The organism is Arthrobacter sp. (genome assembly GCF_031988865.1).
Classification (GTDB): domain Bacteria; phylum Actinomycetota; class Actinomycetes; order Actinomycetales; family Micrococcaceae; genus Arthrobacter_B.
On sequence record NZ_DALZXY010000106.1, the window covers coordinates 1 to 9,664 of the forward strand.

Genomic DNA, 9,664 nt, shown 5'->3' on the forward strand with positions numbered 1-9,664 from the left:
CCGCAGCGAGTCGCGGCAGGCCAGGCCGGCAGGGACCAGCCCGCGGTCCGCGCCGGCGGCGAGCAGCGCCTGCCACAGGGCGGGGGCGGCGTCGTTGGACACGTAGATCTCGAAGCCGTCCTCACCGGTGTAGCCGGTACGGGCAACCAGGTAGCTGCCGGTCACTTCACCGAACTGCAGGGGAACCGCGGCGGCGGCGTAGTACTTCATGCCCGTGACGAGCTCCTGCTGCCCGGCCGGCACCAGGTCCAGCAGGATCGCTTCGGCCTCAGGACCCTGCACGGCTACCAGCGAGGTGGCCGCTGTTTCGTCCTGGACCGTGACGTCGAAGCCCTCGGCGCGGGTGGCCAGTTCAGCGGCCACGACGGCGGCGTTCCCGGCGTTGGGCACCACCAGGTACTCGTCGTCCGCCAGCCGGTAGCTGATCAGGTCATCGATGATTCCGCCACCGGCATTCGTGATCAGCGAGTACTTGGCACGGCCCACGGTCATAGCGGAGAGCTTGCCGGTGAGCGCGTAGTCCAGGAATGCGCCGGACTGCGGTCCGGTGACCCGGACTTCGCCCATGTGGGAGAGGTCGAACAATCCGGCGGTCTTGCGGACGGCGTGGTGCTCAGCAAGTTCGGAACTGTACTTCAGCGGCATCTGCCAGCCGCCGAAGTCGGTGAAGGAAGCGCCCAGGCGTTTGTGCTCTTCGTAAAGCGCGGTGTAATGCTCGGTCATCTGGATATCCCCTAGTTCTCGAAGTCTTCGATCGGCGGGCAGGAGCAGATCAGGTTGCGGTCCCCAGCTGCGCCGTCAATGCGGCCCACGGGCGGGAAATACTTGTCCATGCGCTGGCCGCGCAGCGGGAAGGCAGCCTGTTCGCGCGGGTAGGGGCGGTCCCACTCGTTGCCGGCCGCGACGGCGGCTGTGTGCGGGGCGTGGCGCAGCGGGCTGTCCTCGACCGGGAAGTCGCCGGCAGCCACCTGGTCGATCTCGGCGCGGATGGCGATCATCGCGTCGATGAACCGGTCGATCTCGCCCTGGTCCTCGGACTCGGTGGGTTCGACCATCAGGGTTCCGGCCACAGGGAAGGAAAGCGTCGGCGCGTGGAAGCCGTAGTCCACCAGGCGCTTGGCGACGTCCTCAGCGGTGACGCCGGTCTTGGCGGTCAGTTCGCGCAGGTCCAGGATGCACTCGTGCGCCACCAGGCCGCCCTTGCCGGTGTAGAGCACCGGGAAGTAGTCGTTGAGCCGGGCTGCCACGTAGTTGGCCGCCAGCAGGGCGCTCTTGGTGGCGGAGGTCAGGCCGTCGCCGCCCATCAGACGGACGTAAGCCCAGGAGATCGGCAGGACACCGGCCGAGCCGAAACGGGAGGCCGAGATCGGGATGTCCTCGCCGCCGTCCCAGGCTGCGGCGTTACCGGGCATAAACGGTGCCAGGTGTGCCTTGGCTGCCACGGGCCCGACGCCGGGACCGCCGCCGCCGTGCGGGATGCAGAAGGTCTTGTGCAGGTTCAGGTGGGAGACATCGCCGCCGAATTCGCCCGGCTGGGCCAGGCCGACGAGGGCGTTGAGGTTGGCGCCGTCGATGTAGACCTGGCCGCCGGCCTCGTGCACCGCGTCGCAGACGTCGCGGACGTCGTCGTCGTACACACCATGGGTGGAGGGGTAGGTGATCATGATCGCAGCGAGGTTCTCGCGGTGCGCATCGATCTTGGCACGCAGGTCCGCGTGATCGATCGCGCCGTCACCGGCGGTCCCGACCACAACCACCTTCATGCCGGCCAGCACCGCGGACGCGGCATTGGTGCCGTGCGCGGAGGCAGGGATCAGGCAGATGTTGCGCTGCGCCTCGCCGCGGGAGTGATGGTAGCCGCGGATCGCCAGCAGGCCTGCCAGCTCACCCTGGGAGCCGGCGTTGGGCTGGATGGACACCTGGTCATAACCGGTGATCGTGGCCAGCTGGGCTTCCAGATCGGAGATCAGTTCACGCCAGCCCTCGGTCTGGGAATCCGGGGCGAACGGGTGGATCGAGGCGAATTCGGGCCAGGTCATGGCCTGCATCTCGGCCGTGGCGTTCAGCTTCATGGTGCAGGAACCCAGCGGAATCATGGTCCGGTCCAGGGCCAGGTCCCGGTCCGAGAGGCGGCGCAGGTAGCGCAGCATCTGGGTTTCGGAGCGGTAGGAGGAGAAGACCGGATGGGTCATGAACTCCGAGGTGCGCAGCAGGTCAGACGGCAGGTCAAACCCGGACGCATCAGACGGGGAGGCACCGAAGGCAGCGGCGACGTCGGCAATCACGGCGTCCGTGGTGGTCTCGTCAGCGGAGACACCCACCGTGTCCGCGTCGACGAGGCGCAGGTTGATGCCCTTGGACTCAGCGGCGGCAACGATGTCGGCGGCGCGCCCGGGGACCCGGGCGGTGACGGTGTCGAAGAAAACGTCGGAGACCAGTTCGACCCCGGCGCCCTGCAGCGCGGAAGCCAGCGAGCGGGCGTGTCCGTGGACGCGCAGCGCAATTGCTTTCAGCCCTTCAGGACCGTGGTAGACGGCGTACATGGACGCCACGATCGCCAGCAGCGCCTGGGCGGTGCAGATGTTCGACGTCGCCTTTTCACGGCGGATGTGCTGTTCGCGGGTCTGCAGTGCCAGCCGGTAGGCGGGGGTGCCGGCAGAGTCCTTGGAGACGCCAACCAGGCGGCCGGGCAGCGAGCGCTCCAGGCCCTTGCGCACGGCCATGTACGCGGCGTGCGGGCCGCCGAAGAAGAGCGGAACACCAAAGCGCTGCACGGAGCCGACGGCGATGTCAGCTCCCTGCTCGCCGGGAGGGGTGATCAGGGTCAGGGCCAAAAGGTCAGCTGCCACGGTAACCAGCGCGCCGCGTTCCTTGGCTTCGGCGATCAGCGCGGACTGGTCGCGGACGGCGCCGGACGCGCCGGGCTGCTGGAGGACGACGCCGGTGATCTCGCCGTCGGGCAGGCCGGTGGTGAGGTCAGCGACCTCAACCTCGAACCCCAGGGCGATGGCCCGGCCACGGACGATCGCGATGGTCTGCGGAAGCGCGTCGGAATCGAGGACGATCTTGCCCTCGGACTTGGCCTTGTTGGAGCGGCGCATCAGCAGCACCGCTTCAGCGACGGCCGTGGCTTCGTCGAGCAGGGAAGCGTTGGCGACGGGCAGGGCGGTGAGGTCCTGGACCATGGTCTGGAAGTTCAGCAGGGCTTCGAGCCGGCCCTGGGAAATTTCGGGCTGGTACGGGGTGTACGCGGTGTACCAGGCGGGATTCTCCACGACGTTGCGCAGGATCACCGGCGGCGTGTGGGTGTCGAAGTAGCCCTGGCCGATCATCTGCACGGCGGTCTTGTTCTTTGCTGCCAACCGGCGCAGGGCGGCGAGGGTTTCCTGCTCGCTCTGGGCCTGGGCGAGCACCAGCGGCGAGGCCTGCCGGATCGCCGCGGGAACGGCCGTATCCACCAGGTTGTCGAGGGTGTCGTAGCCAACGGCCTTGAGCATGGCGTCGGTTTCTGCCGAGCGCGCACCGATGTGGCGGTCGACAAAAGCTGCGGTGGACGGGACTGATGTCATAGGAGGCTCCAAAAGGCGGGCGAGGGTACGCCGATGAGACGCTTGGCTCCTCCCCGCTCTGTATTGGACCTGAGAGATTCCGCGGGTGTGATCCGCTTGCACCGTCGGTGAGGAACCGGAAAGGTCCGGCCCCTGCTTTCCAGAGTTGCCTCGCTGTGGCGGTACAGGGGCCTGAGAGATTCCCGGGGAGGGTTTGCTCCTACGGCGCCTGCGGCTTCGGTAGTGCGTGCTGCTGCAGGACTCTCCCGCCACGGCTGATAAAGGCATATTCGGTTGTAACTGCGTAACCGACTCTAGTCGGGCGCACCGGAGCCTTCAAGGTATGACACAACTCCCTTCCCGGGCCCCCGCCCGTGCCTTAATACGCTCGGAGTGCCCGGTCCCCCAAATTGACATGACCGCGGCCACTGCCGACACTGAAATGGTCGGCGGTCACGCCGCATCTCATGAGGCTTCATTGGACTTTCGATGACAGCAGCATGTCTTGGCGGCGGCGCCTGCGATTTGGTGCCTACGAGAAAGAACTCCATGCCAGGTAGCTCCACCCGCCCGCCCAGCTCGACCACCTCTCCAGCGGTTTCCAGTTCCACGGAACCGGACCTCTCACGTTCGCTGTCCAGCCGCCACATCCAGCTCCTGGCGATCGGCGGGGCCATCGGCACCGGCCTCTTCATGGGCTCCGGCAAGACCATCTCCGTCGCCGGCCCGTCGGTCATCTTCGTCTACATGATCATCGGCTTCATGCTGTACTTCGTGATGCGGGCCATGGGTGAGCTGCTGCTCTCCAACCTGAAGTACAAGTCCTTCAGCGACTTCGCCGGGGACCTGCTGGGCCCGTGGGCCGGGTTCTTCACCGGCTGGACCTACTGGTTCTGCTGGGTAGTCACCGGCATCGCCGACGTTGTGGCGATCGCCCACTACGTCACCTTCTGGTGGGCCAGCGCGCCGCTCTGGATTCCGGCCCTCGCCTGCATAGTCCTCCTGCTCGCACTGAACCTCCCCACCGTGAAGGCCTTTGGTGAAACCGAGTTCTGGTTCGCCCTGATCAAGATCGTGGCCATCCTGACGCTGATCGTGGTGGGCCTGGTCATGATCCTGACCAAGTTCCAGTCCGGACCTGGCGAGGAAGCCAGCTTCAGCAACCTCTGGGAAAACGGCGGGTTCTTCCCCACCGGCCCCATGGGCTTCGTCGCCGGGTTCCAGATCGCCGTGTTCGCTTTCGTCGGCATCGAACTGGTCGGTACCGCCGCGGCCGAAACCAAGGACCCCACCAAGAACCTGCCCAAGGCGATCAACTCGATTCCGCTGCGCATCATGCTGTTCTACGTAGGCGCGCTGGTGATCCTGATGTCGGTGATCCCGTGGACGGAATTCAGCGCGGACGAGAGCCCGTTCGTGGGCATGTTTACGCTCGCCGGGCTTGGCACGGCTGCCGCCATCGTCAACTTTGTGGTGCTGACCTCCGCGGCGTCGTCGGCGAATTCCGGCATCTATTCCACTTCGCGCATGGTCTACGGCCTGGCGCGCGACGGCGATGCCCCCGGCCCGTTCGGCCGCCTGTCCCGCCGCAAGGTCCCGCAGAACGCCCTGTTCTTCTCCTGCACCTTCCTCCTCGCCGGCGTCGTCCTGCTCTATGCCGGTGAGTCGGTGAGCGCGGCGTTCACGCTGGTGACCACCATTTCGGCACTGTGCTTTATGTTCGTCTGGTCGATCATCCTGTTCAGCTACCTCGCCTACCGGCGGCGGCGTCCGCACCTGCACGAAGAGTCGAAGTTCAAGCTCCCCGGCGGTCGGATCATGGTTTATGTGGTGCTGGCCTTCTTCGTCTTTATCCTTTGGGCACTGACCACGCAGCCGGACACCCTCACGGCACTGCTTGTCACCCCGATCTGGTTTGCCCTGCTGGGCGGCGCTTATGCAGTGCTGCGCCGCACGCCGCTGCACCAGGCCCGGGTTGCCGAGTACAAGGCCATGGCAGCCGAAGAACGGGAAGCAGCCAGCGCCGTCAGCCGCGGGTGAACTTCAGGTACCGGGTAGCTGAATCCTGGACAATCCGGTCCGCGGCCCGCGGCAGGATGAAATCCCACCAGGCGCCGTACAGCCGTTCGTATGCCAGTGGCGCCAGCAGCTCGGCGGCGGCCTCCACGACGTCGGGACGTTCCGGGATCAGATTGGGATAGCTGTACATAAAGGCCACGTGGCTGAAGTCCGGGATGACTTGGATGATGTCCCCGCTGAAGAGTGCGCCCAGCCCGTCCGGATCGTCGTCCCAGTGCATCACCGTGCCGCCCGGGAAATGGATTCCCGGGCGGTACAGCACCAGCCCCGATGCCAGCTCCAGGCGATCCCCGTCCCAGAACTGCAGCACCGGATCAGTGCGTCCCACCCATTGCCGGTCGGCGACATGCAGATAGACCGGGACCTCGAATTCCCGTGCCCAGTCCACCATGGTCGCGTAGTAATGCGGATGGCTGATGGCGATCGCGGAGAGCCCGCCCTCAGCGTTGACGATGTCGATGAGTTCCTCGTCGAGGTAGGGCACACAGTCCCACAGCACGTTGCCGTCCGCTGCCTTGACCAGCAGCGCCCGCTGCCCAATGGCGAACTTCGGTTCACACCCGATGCCGACCACTCCGGGGCCTTCCGGGTGCACACTGGCACGCCGGGAACCGGAGCGGAGCCGGGAGAGCGTGGTCCAGGCCTGGCCGGAGAGCGGGACGTACTGCCGCTCGTCCAGGCACACCGGACAGGAGGGGCGCGGTTCGGAGTACTGCGTGCCGCAGGTGACACAGATCGGATAGTCGTTCGCGGGTAGTGCTTCCTTGTAATGCTGCACCATCGTCATGGGAACCGTTCATGAGCAGGTTGGCCGAAGTCCCGGCCACGCTACCGCGTACCTCCCGCACGCGACACCGGAACCGGACGAATCAAGGCCTGTGCGGGGATAACGATTTGAACTCGCCCGCCGCCTTAGTAGACCACTGTTCCCGTCGATTCGACGGTGCTGCCCAGCTGAGCCGGCTTGGAACTGACCTCCAGTGCGATGCCGACCGTGTGCAGCGGCGCTTCCAGCGCGAGGCTGAGGTTCGGCAGGACCTCCGAGCGGATCCGGCGCAGCGACTCCTGGATGTCCGAGCGCTCGTTGACCGTCACCCGCAGGGCAAGGTCGGGGGCTCCGGCCGTGCCGCGAAGCAGCGCCGAGGATCCCACTACCCCGGGCATGCGGTTGGTGTCGTATTCCACGGCGGCGGCGAGGACCCCAGGGTCACACCGGGTGATACCCCGTGCGGGATCTTCCTGCAGCCGGTATCCCGCTGCGCCGCGCCTGCGGGGGACTTCGGCGAGAATCCACCACAGGCCCAGGATCCCCAGGATCAGCCCGCTGATCAGGACCGCCGGCGCCACCCAGTCCGGTGCCAGCAGAGTCTGGGGATCTTCCGTCAGCACGGGTGTGCCGGCATCAGGTATCGCGTCGCCGAATGTTTGAACGAGGAATCCCGAGGAAATCAGCAGCGAGCAAATCCCGGCTGCCAAGAGCAGCACACCAATGATGATCAGCCACGTCCGGTTCATCGCCCCTGCATGGTGTCGCATGGCGCATCCTTTCCGTTCCTGGCAGGCCCCGGGTCAGTCCCGGGAGCGGATGTAAACCTTGACGCGCGGGACCGGAGCCAGACCCGAAGCAGCAAGCCGGGACCGCACGCCGTCGCCGACCCAGTGGTTCAGATCGCGGGTATCGTGCAGGGCCGTATCCACAACGACCCGCACTTCCCGGTCCGTTGCCGTCGCGGAAGCGGAAGACACGCCGTCGATGTGTTCACAGGTCGCGGCCGCAAGCTGGGCCAGGGCCCGGCGGGACATCACCACACCGGCGTCGCCCTCCACGGCATGCTCGGCATCCGGCTTGTCCGCTGGTGGCAGCTGGACTTCCACGTCGTGATATCGGCCGGGCAGGAGGCCGGCGAGGAGCAGGATCAGCCCGGCGGCAGCCACCGCCGCTCCGATGGTCCAGACGGCCGGGTCATCCCAGCTCGTTTCGGCCAGCCAGCGGAGTGGAGCAGTGAAGGCGTCCGGCCAAGAGCCAGCGGTCAGCCGGAGCAGCCCTGACCAGACCAGCGCAATGCCCAGGGCAAGGAGCACCGCGGCGCAGATGGTTGCCGGCACTGACCTGCTCGGGCGCCGGCGCAGCACCACCGGAGGTGCACCCGGCCGGCTCACAGCAGCTGCCTTCGTCCCGAGGTGAGCGCTTTCGGCTTCAGCCAGGCGATGGTGATGTCGACCTGCCGCACCTGGACGCCGGTCAAGTCAGTGACCCGCTCGGCGATGCGCTGGCGCAGCTGGTCGGTGGCCCGGCGGAGCGGCAGCGGGTAAGGAAGGCCCACCGTCACCTTGAGGCTGGCGATGTTTCCGGCCAGTTCGACGTCGGCGTCCGGACGTGCGCTGAAGTCCGCCCGGGAGCCGATCCCCAGGAAACCGCCGGAAGTCCCGCCGGCCTGGGTCTCATCCTGCGCGACCTGGCTGGTGATTTTCTCCAGCACTTTTTTGGACATGGAGGTGCTGCCCCGGTTGGCGATGTCACGGCGGGTCCGTCGTGTGGTGGGGACCTGCGAGGTGGTCATCGGCTGGAGGCCCGGCCAAACAATCCGGCCATGTCGAGCTTGCCGTCAGCGGTCAAGCCCACAAGCAGGCCGATCAAGCCGAAGAGGAGGGTGATCAGGAAGGCGAACCACCCGCCAAAGGCCAACACGATTCCCAGAACCAGACCAACTGCCAGACACCATCTTGTTGCAGACATGGTGTTCTCCTTAGTTCGCTAGTTTGTGTCCGTCCCGGGCTTGCCGGAACGGAGATCCGCTATTCCAAGCGGTTCGAGGGCGGCTTGGAGCCGTCGTCTCCCTCGTCCTTGGAGTCGCCGGGCAGCTGCACATCGGTGACATTGACGTTCACTTCCAGGACTTCCAGGCCGGTCGCGTTCTCCACCGAGCGGATGACGTTCCGGCGGATGCCCTGGCTGACTTCCACGATGGAGAAGCCGTATTCGACGACGATGCTCACGTCGATCGCCGCCTGGCGTTCGCCCTTTTCCACGGTGACGCCATGGCTGACGTTGGTCTGTGAGCCGGGGATCCGGTCCGTGACGGCGCTGAACGCCCGCCGTGCCGCGTTTCCCATGGCATAAACACCGGGGACTTCCCGGGTGGCCATGCCGGCCAGTTTCTGCACCACGGTTTCTTCGATGGTTGTATCGCCCCGGGGCGTATGGAGCGGTCCCGAACGCCGCTGCTCCTCGATCTCGCTGTCGCTGCCCACAACGTTGCCGGATACCGCCGGAGCGGTTGGGGTTGAGGCCTGTCCAGGGTTCCTGGCGGTTTCTGCCATGATTCTCATCTCCTGCTGGATGGGGATCCGGGCCGGATCGCCTTCTTCCATTAAGACGGCCTGCAACCGAATCGTCACGCCTGCCCTGAAGTATTCGTGCCTTTGACCCCATAGATTCCCGTTGGACTCCCGTTAGGCGGAGCTGGTTCCGCCGTGTCCGCGCCGGTGGCATATTGGCAGGACCGGTGGCATCCGCCGCCGGCCGCAACTGAGACCTGCGCCGGGCGGACGGCCTGCGGGGAATGCGCCACCGGAAATCGGAAGGTGGAACGGCGATGCCGGAAAAACCGCTCCGGGGCCAGCTTGTAAACAGCGGCCTGGTTGCCGGGGTCGCCGCACGCGCAGCGCGTGAGACCCCTGGGGTGCTGCGTCTGGAGACTGCCCGCAGCCATCGGCTGGCCAGGCTGGGCACCAGGGCCGCCCGGTCCTGGCGCACGACGGCGGGATGGGCAGCCAGGTCTCCCGGGGCCCCTGGTGCGCCGGACCTGCGTGACGGCGTCGTGGCGACAATCAAGGACGGGACTGCGTCGATCGAAGTGGACTTGGCCACCGATGCCGCTTTTAACGCTCAGGAAGTTGCTGCCCAGGTCCGGGAGCGGATTGCTCTTGCCCTTCGCGCTACCGGCATCACCGCTGGTTCGGTCAATGTCACGGTGCTGGCTATTGAACGGGTTACCGCAACGTAGTGCTGGGAGTGGCGGGGGGCCGGGGTGGGT

The 9,664-nt window shown here is 66.4% G+C and carries 9 protein-coding genes, 1 pseudogene and 1 riboswitch; of the genes and pseudogenes, 2 read left to right on the top strand and 8 right to left on the bottom strand.

All coding sequences use genetic code 11. The annotated features are described in order from the left end of the window. Together RTN46_RS14955 and gcvP are read right to left on the bottom strand one after the other, a co-directional pair. A pseudogene (locus tag RTN46_RS14955) lies at positions 1-723 on the bottom strand (glycine cleavage system protein T); the annotation flags it as partial. 11 nt (positions 724-734) lie between these two features. Then, positions 735-3,569: an aminomethyl-transferring glycine dehydrogenase gene (gene gcvP / locus RTN46_RS14960; protein WP_312182551.1), complete on the bottom strand. Its 2,835-nt coding sequence runs from the start codon at positions 3,567-3,569 to the stop codon at positions 735-737. A 149-nt stretch (positions 3,570-3,718) separates the two neighbouring features. Next, a riboswitch (glycine riboswitch) is annotated at positions 3,719-3,827 on the bottom strand. Positions 3,828-4,097: 270 nt separating this feature from the next. Between gcvP and cycA the strand changes: the two genes are divergently transcribed. Next, a complete protein-coding gene (cycA, locus tag RTN46_RS14965; RefSeq protein ID WP_312182552.1) occupies positions 4,098-5,588 on the top strand; it encodes a D-serine/D-alanine/glycine transporter in 1,491 nt (496 codons plus the stop codon). On the opposite strand, the gene RTN46_RS14970 is transcribed toward cycA, so the two are convergent. From RTN46_RS14970 to RTN46_RS14995, 6 genes are all read right to left on the bottom strand, one after another. Then, a complete protein-coding gene (locus RTN46_RS14970; RefSeq protein ID WP_312182554.1) occupies positions 5,575-6,414 on the bottom strand; it encodes an MBL fold metallo-hydrolase in 840 nt (279 codons plus the stop codon). The genes cycA and RTN46_RS14970 overlap by 14 nt on opposite strands. 125 nt (positions 6,415-6,539) lie before the next feature. Next, the gene (locus RTN46_RS14975; RefSeq protein WP_312182555.1) at positions 6,540-7,163 is read right to left on the bottom strand and encodes a hypothetical protein; all 624 of its coding nucleotides are present in this window, start codon (positions 7,161-7,163) and stop codon (positions 6,540-6,542) included. Positions 7,164-7,196: 33 nt separating this feature from the next. Continuing rightward, complete coding sequence (locus RTN46_RS14980) at positions 7,197-7,787, bottom strand: DUF6286 domain-containing protein (RefSeq protein WP_312182557.1); 591 nt, start codon at positions 7,785-7,787, stop codon at positions 7,197-7,199. Beyond that, positions 7,784-8,188 carry an Asp23/Gls24 family envelope stress response protein gene (locus RTN46_RS14985; RefSeq protein ID WP_312182559.1) on the bottom strand — a complete coding sequence of 135 codons (405 nt, stop codon included), beginning with the start codon at positions 8,186-8,188 and terminating at the stop codon, positions 7,784-7,786. Before RTN46_RS14985 ends, RTN46_RS14980 begins: the two co-directional genes overlap by 4 nt. Then, complete coding sequence (locus RTN46_RS14990) at positions 8,185-8,364, bottom strand: hypothetical protein (protein ID WP_312182560.1); 180 nt, start codon at positions 8,362-8,364, stop codon at positions 8,185-8,187. The genes RTN46_RS14985 and RTN46_RS14990 overlap by 4 nt, the downstream gene beginning before the upstream one ends. A gap of 59 nt (positions 8,365-8,423) precedes the next feature. Beyond that, the gene (locus RTN46_RS14995; protein WP_312182561.1) at positions 8,424-8,948 is read right to left on the bottom strand and encodes an Asp23/Gls24 family envelope stress response protein; all 525 of its coding nucleotides are present in this window, start codon (positions 8,946-8,948) and stop codon (positions 8,424-8,426) included. Between the two features lie 275 nt (positions 8,949-9,223). On the opposite strand from RTN46_RS14995, the gene RTN46_RS15000 reads away from it, so the two are divergent. Continuing rightward, positions 9,224-9,634: a hypothetical protein gene (locus tag RTN46_RS15000; protein ID WP_312182563.1), complete on the top strand. Its 411-nt coding sequence runs from the start codon at positions 9,224-9,226 to the stop codon at positions 9,632-9,634. Positions 9,635-9,664: the final 30 nt, after the last annotated feature.

Excerpts from the sequence above, each read along its gene's own strand:
- RTN46_RS14970 (WP_312182554.1), bottom strand. The coding sequence starts at position 6,414 with ATGACGATGGTGCAGCATTACAAGGAAGCACTACCCGCGAACGACTAT.
- RTN46_RS14990 (WP_312182560.1), bottom strand. The coding sequence starts at position 8,364 with ATGTCTGCAACAAGATGGTGTCTGGCAGTTGGTCTGGTTCTGGGAATC.
- RTN46_RS14985 (WP_312182559.1), bottom strand. The coding sequence starts at position 8,188 with ATGACCACCTCGCAGGTCCCCACCACACGACGGACCCGCCGTGACATC.
- RTN46_RS15000 (WP_312182563.1), top strand. The coding sequence starts at position 9,224 with ATGCCGGAAAAACCGCTCCGGGGCCAGCTTGTAAACAGCGGCCTGGTT.
- cycA (WP_312182552.1), top strand. The coding sequence starts at position 4,098 with ATGCCAGGTAGCTCCACCCGCCCGCCCAGCTCGACCACCTCTCCAGCG.
- gcvP (WP_312182551.1), bottom strand. The coding sequence starts at position 3,569 with ATGACATCAGTCCCGTCCACCGCAGCTTTTGTCGACCGCCACATCGGT.
- RTN46_RS14975 (WP_312182555.1), bottom strand. The coding sequence starts at position 7,163 with ATGCGACACCATGCAGGGGCGATGAACCGGACGTGGCTGATCATCATT.
- RTN46_RS14995 (WP_312182561.1), bottom strand. The coding sequence starts at position 8,948 with ATGGCAGAAACCGCCAGGAACCCTGGACAGGCCTCAACCCCAACCGCT.